We start from the raw sequence: 17,847 nt of genomic DNA on the forward strand, positions 1-17,847 counted from the left end.
TTTATTTCTGAAACAAATCAAAAAGAAGGACCGTCTTATTTATATAAAAACATAAAAGGGGAAATCCATTATGATAAATCTATTAAAGAAATTGGATATGACAAAACAAGACCTGATCTTTGGAATATCAGGCGCTTTGCTTATTGCATCATTTGTACAGATTATTTCTTAGTCGTCTTTCCTTAAACAGGAAGACGTTTTTTATTAGTCTTTTTTTCTGTCCTGCTAGATTCACTCTCAAAACTTTTCTATAATAGTAGAAAAGTTGCAGCCGGGGTGAAACAAATGTTAGAGGGGAAACTGATTAAATTTTATCGCGAAAAAGAAGGATTCACACAAGGTGAACTCGTACAGGGCATTTGCTCTGTCACCCATTTAAGTAAAATTGAACGGGGCATAACGGAGTATTCAGGAGAGATCACTTTTTTACTATCAAAAAGATTAAAAATTGATTTGGAAACAGAAGTGATCCGCTATAACAAACTCAATGAAAAACTGACGGAATGGCACGAAGCGATGATCATGCAAAGAACACAGGAAGTGGAGATTCTTAAAAATGAAATCGAACAGGAAACGCTAAAGGACTTGCCGGATTATTTAATTCTATACCGCTTATTGCTTTCTAAATATTATCTTTTTACAAACCAGCTGGAAAAAGCGAAACAGCTCATTTTCACGTTAAACAAGCAGGAGCACTCTCTTCCCGCATATGAACAGAATCTTCTGAAGCATGTCCTTGGAATCTATTATTTTCTGAGCGCGCAATTCAATGATTGTATACAGATTCTTAAAAGCATTGACCAAACACAATATAATCATCATGAATTCTATTATCACCTTGCGATTGCCTATCACTCCATTCATTCAAATATAACATCCTATTATTACGCGGAAAAAGCCCTTCATTACTTTCGCAGAACGTTAAACATCTTAAGAATCATCGATACTGAAACTATTATGATCGCCCAGCTTAACGCAAAGGAGCTTCATGACTTTGAAGATACGAAGCGAAAGTATGACTCCCTCCTGAAACTGTGTGATGCCTGTAAGGCACAGGACCGGAAGGCAAAGCTCTATCATAACCTTGCGTTTGAACACTCCAGGCGCAAATTATATAGAGAAGCATCTGACATTTATCAGACTGCAATGAGACTCATTACCACTGAAAACCCGCATTATTTAACTACATTCGAAAGCTACCTTTCAGCCTGCCACAAAGGAAAGCTATTGCCTGAGACAGAGCTGATCTCACTTGCTAAAGAAGGATTGCAGCTATGCAAAAAGAGAAATGATAGAAGGTTTGTTGATTTTCAGCTGCTGCTCTACTTATTTCAAAAGCAGGAAATCCGTTATTATCAATATATAGAATCAACTGCCCTAAACCATTTTCGCGACAGCGGCTATAATATCCTTGTTGATCATTACGAGAAGAAATTATTCCATTACTTTTTAAAACACAATGAAACGGAAAAAGCTTTAAATCTCGCTGAATCCTTGCTTAAAGGCAAAAGAAGTTTTTATGATTATGAATGAATTTCTCCGGATGAAAAAACCCCTTATTAAAAGGGGTTTTTGTTGTTTCTCTTCCTCTGTTAACCTTGTATCTTTCTATAATTATTTTAAGTTTGATAAATAATTTAGTAAATAAAAATATATCATTCTTTTTCTCCATTTATACAAAACCTGTAACATCAGCATTTTTAAACCTTAAAACACTTTAATTATCAGAAAAATAAAAATAATTATTGTAAGCCTTTTCATAATTTGGTATCATTCTCTTAGTAAACAATTTAGTAAATATATTGATTTTATTACTAAAAATAAAACAGCCGATGAGAGGTAATACAGATGGCCACTATAAAAGATATTGCCTTATTGTCCAATGTATCGGCTTCTACAGTTTCTAGAGTGCTGAATAATGACAAATTGATTTCGGTACAAGAGGAAACCCGGATGCGGATTTTTGAAGCCGCCAAGGAGCTGGGGTATAAGACAATCTATGAACGCCGAATTACAAAACGAACAGAAAAAAAAAGCCTTAGTATAGGCATCGTGCTTTGCCAATCATTAGAAGAAGAGCTGAATGATCCTTATTTTTTGTCCATCAGGCAAGGAATTGAAGAAGAGCTGAAAAACCAGGGAATCAACAATAGCGCTATGTTCAGATTATATGACATGGAGACGAATCAGATGGTTCGCGACTTAGACGGTATCTTAGTTGTTGGAATTATTAATGATCAGGCATTAAAAATGATCAGTAACCATAGTGATAACGTCGTTTATGTCAATCATTCACCCGATGAAGACCTCTACGATTCTGTCATCATAGATTTTGAAAAAGGGACTGAAAGAGCATTGAGGCATTTCCTGAATGCTGGACACACAGAAATAGGCTTTATTGGAGGAGTTGAGCGTGAGCATTTAAATCATGCAAAGGTAGTGGTTGAAAATCAGCGGCTTATTACCTTTGAGCGAATCATGGAAAAAGAAGGAATACTTAATCAGGAGTCTATTTTTATAGGTGAATTTACAATGGCATCCGGATATGAACTTATGAAAAAAGCATTGAACAATCCTATTTATCCTAAAGCCTTTTTCATTTCAAGTGATCCCATGGCAATTGGAGCATTAAGAGCTGTTCAGGAAGCAGGCCTCTCCGTGCCTGATGATGTTGCCATCATTGGCTTTGATGACATAGAAATGGCCAAATTCTGCAGTACCCCTTTAACGACAGTGAAAGTTCATACAAAAGAAATGGGCAAAACAGGAGTTAAACTTTTAATAGATAGGATTCATGGAAGAAAGATGCCGTTAAAAGTGACCGTATCTACGGAGTTAATCATAAGGCAGAGCTGCGGAGTGTCTCAAGATGCTACATGAAAAGTAAAATTTATAAGTTTCCATATTAAAATTGATAAGGAGGTGATGCGTTGGGAGGAAATCTGCAGACAGAGGTGACAATTAGAAGCTTAATAGTCCTGACTTCTAATTTTTATTAAATCAGAAAATAACAGTGACGGCCAATCACAAATCTACAGGACTATTAAACTTTAACTCCTAATCGATGGAGCCACTATCATTATATAGTAGCCCCATTCTACTATCAAGAATTACAAATTTTTCTCTTTTAGCTGTGGAATTGAAATGCTTATCTAAAAATGAAGAATTTAGTTTGTGCTAATACTAAAGGAATTTGGGGGCCTTTTTATGAAGAAATTATTCAAGGCATTTATTCTTACAGCAGCTATGACTGCAATAGCGTCAGGCTGCAGCAGCCAAGGATCAAGCGGTAATGGAAAAACGGAATTGACACTTTTCTCAACAGTAACCAATGAATCTGATCAAAAAACCCTTACAGCAGTCATTAAAAAATTCGAAGACAAAAATCCGGATATTGATATAAAAGAAAATTATCCGGCTGATGGGTATGAAGGCATGCTTCGTGTAAAAATGGCAGCAAATGATATGCCAGACCTATTCGATACACATGGGTGGGCTAAAAATCGCTACGGTGAATATACAGAAGATTTAAGCAGCATGGCTTGGGCTGAGTCTCTTGATCCTGCTTTAAATCCGATTCTTAAAGACGATTCAGGTAAAGTATATGCCTATCCTCTAAACCAAGCAAAAGACGGTATTACATATAATGCGACTTTATTAGAGGAATACGGGATAGAACCGCCATCTACTTTTGATGAATTTATGAAAGCACTTGAAACGATTAAAAAGAAAAGCAATGGAGAAGTGACACCTCTATGGTTTGCAGGATCAGACAAGTCTGCATTTGGACAATTCTTTGATCAGTTCTCTACCCCATTATTAGTTACAGACAAGGAAAATAACTTTGAAAAAGAATTGCTGGATGGTTCGTTTGATTGGTCGAATTATACGTATTTGCCAGAGAAGCTAAAAGAAATGTTTGATAAGGGACTTCTTAATGAAGATGTTTTAACTGCACAAAACCATCAAATGACTGAACTGATGGCTCAGAATAAAATTGGGTTTATCATCGGCGGGGGGATGCTTGGACCTTCAGTGGAGGAGCTTAATCCTGACGTACAGCTTGGAGTCATCCCTATGCCCGCTATTCACGAAGGTGATGAGCAAAGCTGGATTGGCGGGGAACGGCATACCTTAGCTGTCTGGAAAGATTCAAAGAAAAAAGAAGAGGCAAAAAAATTCATTGAATTTATATCACAGCCTGAAATTGTAAAAGAGATTGCTGAAGGAACATCTCTTCCTCCAGGTTTAACAAACACTGAATCCAAAAATTATTATTCTGAATACTTCGAAAAATATAAAGACATAAAGGTACAGCCCTACTTTGACAGAGTCTTTTTGCCAAGCGGAATGTGGGATCCAATGGGAGCAACTGGTCAAGAGTTATTAACTGGAACAATGACGCCAAAACAGGTTTCAAACAAAATGAGTGAAGAATACGATCGATTATTAAATCAAAAATAAACGTTTGATGTTGCTGATCCGGAAAGGGCAGACAGCATTCTGCCCCTTTCAATTAAATCCCAAATGCCTTAAATAGGAGTTGGAAGGATAATGATTGGAGTCGAAACGCAAAAAACAGCTATAACGAAATCAAAATTAAAAAGCAGATTAAAAAAACAGCAAGAATCCTCTTTATGGTGGATGTACCTCCCTGCCCTTTTTGCAGTCAGTTTTTTCATTCTATATCCTTTTCTTAATGGTTTGAAGATATCGTTTACGAACTGGAATGGATTTTCACAAACCTATGATTATGTTGGATTCAGTCAGTATCTGCGCATGCTGCAGGATCCTGATACCTGGCTTATTGTGAAAAATACCCTGCTTTATGGACTCGGCAGTACATTTTTCCAAAATATCATTGGACTCTTGTATGCCCTGCTCTTGAATCAAAGCATTAAAATGCGTTCTATTACACGGACGATTATCTACTTGCCGGTTATCATCAGTCCTTTAATCATGGGATACATCTGGTATTTCTTCTTTTCTTTTCAGGGAGGAGCATTAAATGACGTACTGGTTTTTCTGGGATTAGATAAAATTAATGCATTAGCAGACCCTGCAATCAATACTTGGATCATTGTATTTGTGAATACGTATCAGTTTGTCGGTGTTGCTATGATTATTTATCTTGCAGGACTGCAGAGCATATCCAAAGATTTCTATGAAGCTGCGCAAATTGATGGTGCATCTTCTCTTCAGCAATTTAAAAATATTACATTGCCGCTGTTGATGCCTTCTATAACAATCAATATGGTGCTGAATATTATCGGAGGTCTAAAATTATTTGATGTCATCGTTGCACTTACAAACGGCGGACCGGGGAATGCCTCACAATCGATGTCTACTTTTATGTACGATCTTTATTTTAATAGACAGGATGCTGGATATGCAGCAACACAAGGTATTTTAATGGCTGTCATTATTTTAGTGATCAGTCTTGCAGCGCTGATGTATTTTAAACGCAAGGAGGTCGAAGCCTAATGGACTATATGAATAAGAGAAAAAAGGCTGTTTTGTCAATTATTGCATCTTTGATTGCTTTATTTCATTTAGTTCCCTTTTACATTTTAATCACGACCTCTTTAAAAGCAAAGGGAGACTTTACTTCAAAATGGATTTTCCCAGATTATTTTACTGTTGAAAATTTTACTGAAGCCTGGAATATGGCAAATCTGGGGAATGCATTTATTAATACGAGTGTTATTACATTTTTTTCAGCATTGCTGCTAATTTTTTTTGGATCTATGGCAGCTTACGCTCTTGCCAGAAGGCAGACGAAATTAAACAAATTTGTTTACATGCTTTTCATCGCGATAATGGTCATTCCCCCTTTAACAGCACTAGTGCCTCTGTATCAGCTTGTTGTTGATATCGGAATGATGAATACGCATGAAATTGCGATTTTTAATAATGTCGCTGCTTATTTGCCTCTTGCCATTTTTCTATATGCCGGTTTCATCCGTTCAACGGTGCCAAAGGAGCTTGAAGAAGCAGCTAAAATCGATGGTGCAAATACACTGGTAATCTTTTTTAAAATCGTATTTCCATTATTAAAACCTGTTACTGCATCGATTTTAATTATCTCCAGTGTTTATATATGGAATGATTATCAATTTGCCATCTTTTTCCTTCAGGCCGAAGAAGTGAAGACATTGACTGTAGCACTGGCAGGATTCTTTGGACAAAATGCAAATAATCTTAATCTCGTTGCAGCAGCTGCCATCATGGCAGTCGCCCCAATGGCCATTCTTTTCTTGCTTTTGCAAAAACATTTTGTAAAAGGATTAGCTTCAGGATCTGTTAAAGGTTAATGACTTAGAGTATCAAATAACGTAAATATAGGAGGAACTATCAATGAAAGTTACTATTATAGGTGCAGGCAGCGTTGTTTTTGCAAAACGTTTAATCTCAGATATTTTAAGTTATTCAGAATTACAGGAAACCACTTTTGCTTTAACGGATATTCATGCGGAGAGGCTTCAGACAGCAGAAAAAATGACGAAATCAATCATTGAGAAAAATGGAAACCTGGCACAAGTCGAGGCTTATTTAGACAGAAAACAGGCACTTGCTGATGCTGATTATGTACTGAATTTAATACAGGTCGGAATGCATGAATCTACCTTGCTTGATTTTGAGATTCCTAGAAAGTACGGTTTAAAACAAACAATTGCAGATACACTCGGAGTAGGCGGAATTTTTAGAGGATTGCGCACAATCCCAGTCCTTCTTGATATATGCAAAGATATGGAAGAGGTATGCCCTGACGCCCTTCTCTTAAATTATACGAACCCTATGGCCATGCTCATGCTGGCAATCCAAAAGGCGACACCGATTAAATCCGTCGGCCTCTGCCACAGTGTTCAAAATACAGCTGAGGAATTGGCATCCTATCTGGGCCTCCCGGTAGATGAGTTAGAATATAAGGTAGCAGGCATTAATCATATGGCTTGGTTTTTAGAGCTTAAGCGAAATGGAAAAGATTTATACCCAGACCTTTTTGAAAGCATGGAAAAAGAAGAAATTTTTGCAAAAGATAAAGTAAGGTTTGAAATGATGAAACGATTAAACTACTTTATTACTGAATCAAGCGAACATATGTCAGAATATACCCCATACTTTATTAAACGTGACAGTTTAATAAAGGACTTTGATATTCCAATCGATGAATACATTAGAAGAAGTGAAGAAAACCTTAAACATTTTGATGAGATGAAGCAGATCATTAACCGAAATGAATCTTTTGAGGTTGAAAAAAGCCACGAATATGGTGCACCTATTATTCATTCCATCGAAACGGGTGTCAACAGGGAGATCTGGGGGAATGTTCTGAACACAAACCTCATATCTAATTTACCGGAAAACGCTTGTGTTGAAGTACCTTGCTTAGTCAATAAACGCGGAATCCAGCCAATTCATATTGGAGATTTGCCGCCTCATTTAGCAGCGATGAATATGACAAATATTAATGTCCAGCAGTTAGTTGTTGAAGCTGTTCTTACAGGAAATATAGACTACGTTTATCAAGCGGTTATGCTTGATCCCCATACCTCGTCTGTTTTGTCACTGAACGAAATCTGGGATATGACTGCTGAGCTGATAGAAGCGCACGGTGATCGATTGCCAAAGTTTACAAAAGGAAGAAATCTTGCTAAGAAAGCAAAGGCAGTCTCTAAATCGCTGTAAATAAGAATTTAAAAAAGGAGGAGCCTAAGCCCTCCTTTTTTCTATACTGATTTCTTCCTCCACCTTTACCCGGTTTCTCTTGACCGCATATCCAACTGCGAGTGCCCATCCAATCAAAATGAAGCCGTAAATAAATGACACTACAGAAACGTCAACAGCCCAAGTAGTTAGTAGGGTTCTTGAATTTGTCAGAACAATAAATCCTCCAACAAGGACACCCAGAAGATAAGCCGGCAATTTTCTAACAAGCCATGCTGCAATCGGAGCAGCTACGATTCCTCCGATCATAAGAGCAAAAACCCAGTACCAGTTTACTTGCTCCCAGCCAAGTGCAATGAAAAATCCAAGGGTAGCCGAAACAGCGATAGCAAATTCGCTTGTGTCGACCGTTCCGACAACCTTTCGTGCGGATGACCCTTTTTGCGATAAAAGTACAGGAGTTGCAATCGGTCCCCATCCCCCGCCGCCTGTAGCATCTGCAAAGCCGGCAATTAACCCAAGAGGTATCGATTTTTTCCGTGTTAGTGGAAGAGATTCACTTTGCTCACGTGCTTCAAAATGAAATAAGAACCGCAGCATGACATAAAGACCCAATACCAAAAGAAAGATGGCTATAAAGGGTTTTGCCAAATCACCAGGCAAATTGCTCAAAAAGGCTGCTCCTGCAAAGGCCCCAATAGAACCTGGAATAATCAGTTTGTAGACTGCCTGCTTATCAACATTCCCAAATTTTATATGTGAGGCACCTGAAGCGGCCGTTGTAACTACTTCTGCTAAATGAACGGAAGCAGAGGCAACTGCCGGTGCTATCCCAAACGTAAGCAGCATTGTTGTGGATGTAACACCATAGGCCATTCCTAAAGAACCATCAATAAGCTGTGCCAGAAAACCGATAAAAGCAAAAATAATTAATTTCCTCAAAGCAATTCCTCCCCACTTGGAAACGAAAAAGGCCCTTAACAAAATGCTAAGGACCTTTGGTTATCCAATCAGTCTGATTATTATAAATTTTTTAATGTAATTTTATTATATATAATTCCTATGAGTTTACAAGGATTAATTTTTTTTTTTATTTCGCCCTCTCTTTTACATTTGTGAATGCTGCTTTTTCAAAAAGATCACTCATTTTCTTGTTTGAGCAGGGAATGTGTCTAATTCATTATTGATCAAAATCCATTCATGCCTCTCATGCCATTTTCTAGCGCTCACCTTATATATGTGCAAGCTCAGGGGAATTTGTGCGCGTTCACCTTATATATGGGTTCGCTCATGGAAATTTGGGCGCGTTCAGCCTGAATTTTTACGCGATCTGCCAATTCCTTCACAAATAGCGCGACTAAAAGCATGACCTGATCCTTCACAAGTTGGGGCAGCACTCAACAAATTCATTTTTTCTTGGATTTGAAAATCTGATAAACTAAGTGGAACACAAGATATTAGAAACGGAGTGTCTCCCCCTTTGATATTAGGACCCAGAGTTTTAAAGACTGGATTATCAGTTACACTTGCTTTATTTATCTGCTCTATCTTTCAGCTTGAGCCTTCAGTATTTGCAGGAGTCTCTGCTATTTTTACGATTCAGCCCTCCATATACAGGACATGGAAACAAGTGCTTGATCAAGTACAGGCGAATACACTTGGAGCCTTGCTTGCTCTGTTTGCCATTTTCTTTTTCGGCAGCAATCCGATTGTAATCGGGGTTGTTGTGATTTCTGTCATTTTAATCAGCTTAAAGTTCAAAATGGAAGCGACCATTTCACTGACTCTAGTAACAGTCTTGGCGATTATGAGCGCTCCCGGCAATGAAGACTTCTTATTTGTCTGGAATCGATTCTTGATTATATTGATAGGCATTGCTTCCGCTTTTCTTGTTAATCTGCTGATTCTTCCGCCCAAGTATAAAGAAAATTACTACGCAAAAGTTCAATCTGTTTTTGAAATCATGTCCCTGTTGATGAGGACAGCCATCTCAGATGAATTAACGGAGAAATACTTTCAGGAAAAACAAAAGGAATTTAGAAGCGAGCTTCAAAAACTGGAGGATATATACGATATCTTTGACGAAGAACGGGAAAAGATGGCAAAGGTAAATCCGGTGAATGTAAGGGAGCTGGTCGTTTATAAACAAATGCTGAAAACCATTCAGCAGGCTGCAGATGTCTTAAAAGTCATTGAAGAACATTACTTTCAGAGCCGCAGCACGATGGTTGACGATCAATTATTTGATTCCCAGATTGAACAATTAATAAAGTGGCATGAATATCTTCTCTTTAAGTATGAGGGGAAAGTTAAGGTTAATGATCAGTTCGAAGATGACACCTTGATCCGCGAAAGCAGAATATTCCTTATTCAAATGATGGAGTCCGATTCTGAAAAGCTTAATAATCAGCGTTTGACTGTTGTTGCTTCAGCTATTTATGAATATGCGTTCCAATTGCAGCGACTTGATCAGCTTGTCGACCGGCTGGTGAAAAGAACATAAAATAAGGAAATAAAAAGCCCTTCACTGGGCTTTTTTTCATTCACTCAAAGGATATCTCCGACTATATGTCTAATTTAAGAGGTATCAAAAGTTGTGAGGGATGAGTAATGGAAACCCTTTGCGAAAAAATCAAAGCTTCTGGCGGAGACCTTGCGGCTAAAACCATTGAGCTCTCTCCAAGCCTAAAAGAATATGAATCGATTCTTGTGACTTTTTATCAAATCATCGGGGACTTTTTGCACAGTGAACAAGAAGAGCTTGAGCATAAATTCACGTCCTATGCTAAATTATTTGCAGGAAGATTAATTAGCACCCCCTCATCAACAGATGCATCCCTGAAAAGCGTCTCTGTTGTCCGGAAAGTTCTAATTGATTTTCTTGAAAGACACTCAGCAGACTTTCCCATGTCTGCGATATTTGAGGTTCTGAAAAAACTTGATCCACTGCTGCAGATGATGTCCGCTTCTATTTTGACCCACTATCATGAAAATCTTCTATTGGCGAAATTTGAACTGGATGAATCGAATAAAGATCTGCAGATTACATTGAAGGAGCTTGCTGATCTCAAAAAAGCGCTGAATGAAGCCACTATTTTTGCCATTACAGATAAAAATGATGTGATTACATATGTTAACGATAAATTTTGCGCAATCTCAAAATATGATAAGGAAGAGCTTATCGGCCAAAATCATCATCTCTTAAACTCATCCTTTCATCCAACGTCATTTTTCGAAGAAATCCTGACGACGATAAAAGACGGTCATGTATGGAAGGGCGAAATTCTTAACAGAGCAAAAGATGGTTCTGAATATTGGGTTGATACGACAATCGTTCCCTTTTTAGATGACCATGGAAAAACCTATCAGCATATTTCCATTCAATATGATATTACAGATACGAAAAGAACGGAGGATATGCTTCGCAAAGCTGAAAAATTATCAATGGTAGGAGAGCTCGCAGCCGGCATCGCCCATGAAATCCGTAATCCGATGACCGCAATTAAAGGCTTTGTCCAATTATTGGACGAGTCATTTGACGGAATGAAATATGCGGATACAATTTTAGCTGAAATTGAACGGATCAATTTTATTGTCAGTGAATTTATGGTTTTTGCAAAACCTCATGCGACTTATTTCAGCAAGTGCAGCCTTTCGGAAATCGTTAAGAGTGTGATAAAGCTATTAGAGCCTGAAGCGCTTTTGAAGAATGTTGTCATTTCCTTATCGATTCCGTCTGATGAAGTTTCCATTTTCGGGGAAAGCAATCAATTAAAACAAGTCTTTTTAAATATGCTGAAAAATGCAATTGAATCCATGTCAGCAGGCGGGAACATTTATGTTTCCATTGAAAAAAATTTAAAACAAATCAAGGTTTCCATTCAAGATTCAGGAATTGGACTGTCAGATGAAGAAATCCAGAAACTCGGCATACCCTTCTACACAACAAAGTCTTATGGAAATGGCCTTGGACTGATGGTAAGCTATAAAATCGTTCAAAACCACGGGGGGCAAATCGAGGTAACCAGCACGGTAAATAAAGGAACATGCTTCACGCTTTTATTTCCTGCCAAATCAGATGGAGAATAAAAGGATTTAAAAAAAGTCCAGCTATATACTGGACTTTTCATTTATGCAGACTTCTGTACTTTATTCTCAACAAATTCTGACTGAACAGTACGCTTTGATTTTTTGATTTTCGGTACAGGTATGATAAAGCCGCTAAGCGGTATAAATTGCAGGATCCGGATAAACAGGACTGCAATCAGCATAACCGCTGCAAACATCAGAGGTACATTTGCTACTGTCCAATAATGTTTCGGCATATGATTCGCAAATAGATACAGGATCATCGGATGAATGAGATAAATACCCATTGAATATTGCCCAATTAGCTTCAGCGATTTATTAATCACTCTCCACTTTGACAGCAGAGGATATATGCCTATTGTAGCAATACATAGGAGCGGAAGGTTGATCAAATTTGTCAGCCTCCGGTTTGATACTTGTCCAGTCACCTTGTACTCTACAACTGCTCCGGCAGAAATAATCAGAGCAAGAGCAAGCATTTGCCAAGGACGTTTTGTTGCAAAACGGACAATTTCTTCCCAAAAGTAAGCTAGTACACCGCCAAATGCAAAATAAAACACCCAGATCGGCATAAATGTTTTACTGGCTAAAAACTCTCCCAAGTCCCCTTCTATTCCCGGGTTAAATCCAAAAAATTTATAACTGATTATGAGAGCAATAAATGCAAATACAAGCATTAGCGTCTTTGTCCGAAACAGCTTTTGTATAAAAGGGAAAATAAAATAAAACTGAACAACAATGGCAACAAAATAGAGATGATAAAAAGATTCTCCCATCAGAATCTTCTTTAATTCTTCCCAAAGATCTCCGGCGGCCTGATTATCATAATGGTAAGTAAGAACACGGTATACCAAGCTCCAGATCAGAAAAGGCATCAGGATTTTAGAAAAGCGTGATTTAAGAAAGCTTCCCATTTCAAAGCCCTTCCTCTTTACCTGGTAAAAAAGGAGAAAACCGCTGATGACAGCGAATGTCGTAGTACCAAACCTGCCTAACTGATTAAGAAAATACGTAAACCAGTGCCATGTTTGTTCATTAGCATAATAATGTGTCGCAGTTACATGTACTCCTACTACTGCGATGCAGGCAAATGCCCTTAAGAAATGAATCTCAAAAATGTAATTTCTGCTTTTTTTACTCGTTGCACCTGTTGACTGAGCAGACATTCATTTTTTCCCTCCCTTTTTCTAAAGTCCCATTTTAGTTTAATTGGAATCATCATACAAGTGGTTGTTTTTGTAAAAAAGCGTTCTTTAGAACGGAATCTGCAAAGGTGACATATGATACAAGTTTTTATTTTGTAAGCGCTTTATCAACTGTGGCTGTATGTAAGTTTTTATACCCATAAAAACTCCTTCTGAAAAAGTCGGTTGAATGGTCATTGATATTTGGTAAATGTTTCTTTTTTATGAGAAATGAAGGAATTTGTTATCATTGCTAATGAACCTGAAGAATCACATTTCAAAATTAACACATCCTAACACTATCTTTTCAACAAAGGCGTGTTAATCAATGAAAAATACATACGAATGCATTATCATCGGCGCAGGTATTGCAGGTCTTCAGGCTGCTATACAGCTTGGACGCTATAATCGCAGGGTTCTGGTGATTGATTCAGGTTCAGGCCGTTCTTCTTTATGCAGGAGCTACCATAATATTTTAGGATGGCCTGAGGGCGTAAGCGGAAAAACGCTTCGTGAACTTGGTAAAGGACAGGCAGAACGGTCAGGTGTTCATTTCTTAAATGGGTATGCAACAAGTGTCAGTAAAGCTGATTCTATCTTTCATGTGAAGACAGAAAATGGTGAGAGTTATAAGGCAATGAGAATTTTACTGGCTACCGGCTTAACTGATCGCCTGCCTCACTTGCCTAATTTGTACCCATGTCTTGGGATTAGTATTTATGTCTGCCCTGACTGTGACGGCTATGAGGTGCAGGGAAAAAAAACATTGGTGCTAGGATCAGGGTCTTCTGGAGCTAATATGGCTCTCACTCTTACATATTGGACAAAAGATCTTACCTATATCAATCATGAAAAAGAAGATTTGCCTGAGGATCTAAAAATGAAATTGCGTGAAGAAGGGATTGGCTGCGTGGATGAAGCAATTGATTCTGTATTAGTAAATGGATCTTCTGCGTTTACAGGAGTTCAGCTCTCTGATGGAAGAAGGATATACGGTGACCGTGCATTTGCTGCGTTTGGAGGCAATACTGTTCATTCTGAATTGGCCGGAATGCTCGGAGCAGAAAGACTCGAGAACAAGCATGTAGTGGTGAATCCAAGAACTAAAGAGACGAGTGTCCGGCATGTCTGGGCTGCTGGAGATGTCGGAGTTCATTCTGAACAAGTTACGATTGCCATGGGAGATGGCTGTCAGGCTGCAATTTGGATTCACAAGAGTTTGCTTTAGCAGGATACATTTAAAAATGGAAGATAAAAAGGGGAAATAGGGAGATAAATGGCTGAAATCCATTGATAATATCCGAAAATCAATGGATAAACTGCATATGAAAAGCCGGCTCATCAGCCGGCTAACTTCTAATTATATTTTTTAAAAACAAGCGTCACGTTATGACCGCCAAATCCAAGTGAATTGCTTAAAACAGTGTTCAGGTCCTGATTTCTTGCTTCATTCGGAACGTAATCCAAATCAAGTTCAGGATCGGCTGTCTCATAATTTATTGTAGGCGGAATCACCTTATCTCTAATAGCCATGACAGAAAAAATAGCTTCTATAGCACCGGCTGCACCCAGCAGGTGACCTGTCATGGACTTGGTTGAGGAAATTTGGAGCTTATAGGCATGACGGCCGAAGACGGCTTTGATGGCCTGTGTTTCGTAAAGATCATTATAATGAGTGCTTGTGCCATGAGCATTAATATAATCTACATCTTCAGGCTTTAATTCTGCATCCTGCAGCGCCATTATCATCGAACGCTGACCGCCTTCGCCTTCTGGTGCAGGTGTTGTAATATGGAAAGCATCACCTGTTGCCCCATACCCGGCAATTTCTCCATAGATCTTGGCTCCCCTGGCCAGTGCATGATTAAGCTCTTCAAGTATTAAAATGCCTGCCCCCTCTCCGATAACAAATCCATTTCTGTTTTTATCAAAAGGCCTGGAGGCTGTTTGAGGATCAGGATTTGCAGACAAGGCTGTCATATTTGAAAACCCGGCAACCGTCATTGGAGTAATGGCTGCTTCTGTTCCGCCGGTAATCATGACATCCGCATCTCCCCGCTGTATCACTTTAAAGGAATCTCCTATTGAATTAGCCCCGCTCGCACAGGCCGTTACTGTACAAGAGTTGATTCCTTTTGCACCAAGCTCAATAGATACTCTCCCAGCTGCAAGGTCAGGAATCAGCATTGGAATAATAAAGGGGCTTACCCGTCTTACACCTTTGTCCAGAAATTTAATGTGCTGCTCTTCAAACTCTCCTAAACCGCCGATGCCCGAACCAATCCAGACTCCGACTCTCTCTGCATTGTTTTCATCAATTGTAAGCTCAGCATCTTTCACAGCCATTTTGCTTGCAGCTACAGCCAGCTGAGTAAACCTGCCCATTCTTCGCGCTTCTTTCATATCCATATACTCTTCGGGTTTAAAATCTTTTACTTCTGCAGCAACTTTCACGTTATAGATACTAGAATCAATATGAGATAAGGGTCCAATTCCGCTTATCCCTTTTTTAATGCGGTCAAAGCTTTCTTCCGCTGTATTTCCAACCGGAGTGATGGCTCCAAGACCTGTTACAACAACTCTTTTTTTCATGCTAAATCCCCTCCCTGAAAATGTTTCTGTATAGACTATTTTACCATCAAGCTTCAGGCACTTGCCACCAATCCTCTTCTATTAAAGAAATAACAGCTAATCATTGAAAAAATAGTTTAAAAGACTTAGTATTTAATTAGTAAGGGAATTTACTATTTTTACATATTTTTGAAATAATTTAAAATTTACCTAAGGAGTGAACAATTGAATGGGTGTTACGCTCAGCAAAGGTCAAAAAGTTGATTTAACAAAGACCAATCCTGGTCTTCAGAATGTCATTGTAGGATTAGGATGGGACGTGAGCCAGCATGGATCTACGTACGATCTCGATGCTTCGGCGTTTTTGCTGGGACAGTCCGGCAAAGTAAATAGTGATCTTGACTTCGTTTTTTACAATAATCCGAACGGCGGAAATAGCTCGATTCTATACACTGGTGATAATCGCACAGGTGCAGGACATCAGGATGATGAACAAATTCAGATTCATTTAACAGCTGTTCCCCAGTCCATTCACCGCATTGCCTTTACAATCACAATTCATGATGCACAAATGAAGCAGCAAAACTTCGGACAAGTCCAAAATGCATATGTGCGAATCTTTAATCCTGCTAATAATGAAGAGCTCATTCGATTTAATCTTGGCAGAGACTTCACAGTTGAAACAGCGATTGTGGCAGCAGAGCTTTACCGACATAACGGCGAATGGAAATTCAATGCGATTGCAAGCGGCTTCCAAGGCGGCCTTGCAGCATTGTGCCGCAATTTCGGGGTATCTGTTGATGATGAGCCTGCACCAGCGGCAGGAATTCATTCACAAGGATTTCAGCAAAACCAGGCTCAGCCTTCATACTCCCAGCCTTCACCAGTATACGGGCAGCAGAATCAGGCATTTGGACAGCAGAGTCCGTCCTATAATCAGCAAACTCCATCGTTTGGTCAACCTGCGCATGGTCAAACAAATTCTCAGCCTCCTGCTCAAGGATCACAGACATACAGCGGCGAGAACATCAGCTGTATCCGCTGTCATTCAACAAATGTCCGGACAGGCGAAAAAGGATTTGGTCTTGGTAAAGCGGCTGTCGGCGGATTAATTCTTGGTCCTGTCGGATTATTGGGAGGATTTATCGGAAAAAACAAGCTGAAGTTCACATGCAACAGCTGCGGAAATTCCTGGTCTCCAAATCAGACGGATTATGCAGACTGGGCCAACCAGCAAAAAAGAAAAGCAATGGAATTGTTTCAGAAATACAAGAGCCAGGATGTGCTTGAAGCTGTAGTTTCCGCATGCGCACTAGTAGGAATGGCAGATGGCAGATTAGATCCGGCAGAACGCCAAAAAATGATGGAATTTGTGAATCAGAGTGAGGAATTGCGCGTTTTTGATACAAATAAAGTCATTCAGCAGTTCAATCTATATGTACAGCGCATTGAAAGGGATCCTATGATCGGCCGTGCTGAAGCATTTAAAGCACTTGGCAAAGTCAGATCAAAGCCTGAAATTGCAAGACTTGTTGCACGCTACTGCATCGCAATTGGCTATGCTGACGGTCATTTCGACCACAATGAACAAAGAGTGGTAGCTGATATCTGCAATGAACTCGGATTGAATCCGAATGAATTTCTTTCTTAAAAAAGCGGATGGCCTCGGTCTGCTCCGATAGGCAGATAAGGATCGGCGGATAAGTCCGGTTTTGACTTTATTGGAGGAGATGTTCTGACCAGGTGCTAGTCGCTGGAGCTAGACATGAATAAGCAAACCTATATACTTTTTTATCCATAAAAAAATGGAACCCCTGATCGATCAGGGGTTCTTTTTCACTTAAAAATAGTCTGTTACCTTTTCTCACGCATTTAGAGTACTTTTGATTTTTCTATAGTAGAATAAGAGAAAATCAGAAAAAAATTTATCCTTCCCTGATCATATAAACCCCTCTTCTTGGTTTTACGACAGAAGGATAGCGCTCGATAACCTTTACCATAAACGCGGAGGGAGACGATACCCTTTTGCCCGTTTGTGCTTCCAGATCATCTGCAATTTGTTTAGGAGTAGCTACTTTTCTGTTCCTTAAAAGGTGAAAAGCAGCTGCAATCAATTCATTTGACTCTTTTTTTGTATATCTCACAGTTCTCCATCCCCTTCTGATAAAAATCCTATTTTTTCTATTTTACTTGGAAATCCCCCTTAAATCTACAACGTTTTAAAACGTTAAAGCGTTGATTCATATTTTTACTATATTCCTATATTAACTTTTTATTACCTCTTATTTTATAAAATTCTCACTCAGAAAGTTGCATATAATGAATTCATGTCACT

14 protein-coding genes are annotated in these 17,847 nt (G+C 38.9%); 10 read left to right on the forward strand and 4 right to left on the reverse strand.

Annotated elements, in window-relative coordinates; all coding sequences use genetic code 11:
- Window positions 1-285: 285 nt before the first annotated feature.
- The 6 genes from K8L98_RS20520 to melA all read left to right on the forward strand — a co-directional run bounded on the left by K8L98_RS20520 (window position 286) and on the right by melA (window position 7,689).
- The gene (locus K8L98_RS20520) at window positions 286-1,533 is read left to right on the forward strand and encodes a helix-turn-helix domain-containing protein (protein ID WP_223437659.1); all 1,248 of its coding nucleotides are present in this window, start codon (window positions 286-288) and stop codon (window positions 1,531-1,533) included.
- A 315-nt stretch (window positions 1,534-1,848) separates the two neighbouring features.
- The gene (locus K8L98_RS20525; protein ID WP_223437661.1) at window positions 1,849-2,880 is read left to right on the forward strand and encodes a LacI family DNA-binding transcriptional regulator; all 1,032 of its coding nucleotides are present in this window, start codon (window positions 1,849-1,851) and stop codon (window positions 2,878-2,880) included.
- 327 nt (window positions 2,881-3,207) lie between these two features.
- A complete protein-coding gene (locus K8L98_RS20530) occupies window positions 3,208-4,464 on the forward strand; it encodes an ABC transporter substrate-binding protein (protein WP_223437663.1) in 1,257 nt (418 codons plus the stop codon).
- A gap of 180 nt (window positions 4,465-4,644) precedes the next feature.
- Complete coding sequence (locus tag K8L98_RS20535; protein WP_420828882.1) at window positions 4,645-5,484, forward strand: carbohydrate ABC transporter permease; 840 nt, start codon at window positions 4,645-4,647, stop codon at window positions 5,482-5,484.
- Window positions 5,484-6,314, forward strand: coding sequence for a carbohydrate ABC transporter permease (locus K8L98_RS20540; RefSeq protein ID WP_223437668.1), 831 nt, complete (start codon window positions 5,484-5,486; stop codon window positions 6,312-6,314). Before K8L98_RS20535 ends, K8L98_RS20540 begins: the two co-directional genes overlap by 1 nt.
- Window positions 6,315-6,357: 43 nt before the next feature.
- Window positions 6,358-7,689 carry an alpha-glucosidase/alpha-galactosidase gene (gene melA / locus K8L98_RS20545; protein WP_223437670.1) on the forward strand — a complete coding sequence of 444 codons (1,332 nt, stop codon included), beginning with the start codon at window positions 6,358-6,360 and terminating at the stop codon, window positions 7,687-7,689.
- Window positions 7,690-7,713: 24 nt separating this feature from the next.
- Here melA and K8L98_RS20550 read toward each other — a convergent pair whose 3' ends face one another.
- Entirely contained in the window at window positions 7,714-8,610 is an 897-nt protein-coding gene (locus tag K8L98_RS20550) for a sulfite exporter TauE/SafE family protein (protein WP_223437672.1), read from the reverse strand.
- Window positions 8,611-9,148: 538 nt separating this feature from the next.
- Here K8L98_RS20550 and K8L98_RS20555 point away from each other — a divergent pair.
- Window positions 9,149-10,171: an FUSC family protein gene (locus tag K8L98_RS20555; RefSeq protein WP_223437674.1), complete on the forward strand. Its 1,023-nt coding sequence runs from the start codon at window positions 9,149-9,151 to the stop codon at window positions 10,169-10,171.
- 107 nt (window positions 10,172-10,278) lie between these two features.
- Window positions 10,279-11,757, forward strand: a complete 1,479-nt coding sequence (locus K8L98_RS20560) for an ATP-binding protein (RefSeq protein WP_223437676.1) — start codon at window positions 10,279-10,281, stop codon at window positions 11,755-11,757.
- 41 nt (window positions 11,758-11,798) lie between these two features.
- Here the strand turns inward: K8L98_RS20560 and K8L98_RS20565 are convergent, their stop codons facing one another.
- A complete protein-coding gene (locus K8L98_RS20565; protein WP_223437678.1) occupies window positions 11,799-12,923 on the reverse strand; it encodes an acyltransferase in 1,125 nt (374 codons plus the stop codon).
- Between the two features lie 346 nt (window positions 12,924-13,269).
- Between K8L98_RS20565 and K8L98_RS20570 the strand changes: the two genes are divergently transcribed.
- Window positions 13,270-14,169, forward strand: coding sequence for an NAD(P)/FAD-dependent oxidoreductase (locus K8L98_RS20570; protein WP_223437680.1), 900 nt, complete (start codon window positions 13,270-13,272; stop codon window positions 14,167-14,169).
- A gap of 128 nt (window positions 14,170-14,297) precedes the next feature.
- On the opposite strand, the gene fabF is transcribed toward K8L98_RS20570, so the two are convergent.
- Entirely contained in the window at window positions 14,298-15,533 is a 1,236-nt protein-coding gene (gene fabF, locus K8L98_RS20575; protein WP_223437682.1) for a beta-ketoacyl-ACP synthase II, read from the reverse strand.
- A gap of 208 nt (window positions 15,534-15,741) precedes the next feature.
- Here fabF and K8L98_RS26615 point away from each other — a divergent pair, with 208 nt between their 5' ends.
- Window positions 15,742-17,163 (forward strand): TerD family protein, encoded by a 1,422-nt coding sequence (locus K8L98_RS26615; RefSeq protein ID WP_275976723.1) that lies wholly within the window; start codon window positions 15,742-15,744, stop codon window positions 17,161-17,163.
- A 274-nt stretch (window positions 17,164-17,437) separates the two neighbouring features.
- Here the strand turns inward: K8L98_RS26615 and K8L98_RS20590 are convergent, their stop codons facing one another.
- The gene (locus K8L98_RS20590; RefSeq protein ID WP_070875820.1) at window positions 17,438-17,656 is read right to left on the reverse strand and encodes a Rok-like winged helix domain-containing protein; all 219 of its coding nucleotides are present in this window, start codon (window positions 17,654-17,656) and stop codon (window positions 17,438-17,440) included.
- Window positions 17,657-17,847: the final 191 nt, after the last annotated feature.

The sequence above is a fragment of the Metabacillus dongyingensis genome, assembly GCF_019933155.2.
GTDB classification, from domain to species: domain Bacteria; phylum Bacillota; class Bacilli; order Bacillales; family Bacillaceae; genus Bacillus_P; species Bacillus_P dongyingensis.

Coding starts and splice junctions, on each gene's coding strand:
- K8L98_RS20520 (WP_223437659.1), top strand. CDS start 286: ATGTTAGAGGGGAAACTGATTAAATTTTATCGCGAAAAAGAAGGATTC.
- K8L98_RS20525 (WP_223437661.1), top strand. CDS start 1,849: ATGGCCACTATAAAAGATATTGCCTTATTGTCCAATGTATCGGCTTCT.
- K8L98_RS20530 (WP_223437663.1), top strand. CDS start 3,208: ATGAAGAAATTATTCAAGGCATTTATTCTTACAGCAGCTATGACTGCA.
- K8L98_RS20535 (WP_420828882.1), top strand. CDS start 4,645: ATGTACCTCCCTGCCCTTTTTGCAGTCAGTTTTTTCATTCTATATCCT.
- K8L98_RS20540 (WP_223437668.1), top strand. CDS start 5,484: ATGGACTATATGAATAAGAGAAAAAAGGCTGTTTTGTCAATTATTGCA.
- melA (WP_223437670.1), top strand. CDS start 6,358: ATGAAAGTTACTATTATAGGTGCAGGCAGCGTTGTTTTTGCAAAACGT.
- K8L98_RS20560 (WP_223437676.1), top strand. CDS start 10,279: ATGGAAACCCTTTGCGAAAAAATCAAAGCTTCTGGCGGAGACCTTGCG.
- K8L98_RS20565 (WP_223437678.1), bottom strand. CDS start 12,923: ATGTCTGCTCAGTCAACAGGTGCAACGAGTAAAAAAAGCAGAAATTAC.
- K8L98_RS20570 (WP_223437680.1), top strand. CDS start 13,270: ATGAAAAATACATACGAATGCATTATCATCGGCGCAGGTATTGCAGGT.
- fabF (WP_223437682.1), bottom strand. CDS start 15,533: ATGAAAAAAAGAGTTGTTGTAACAGGTCTTGGAGCCATCACTCCGGTT.
- K8L98_RS26615 (WP_275976723.1), top strand. CDS start 15,742: ATGGGTGTTACGCTCAGCAAAGGTCAAAAAGTTGATTTAACAAAGACC.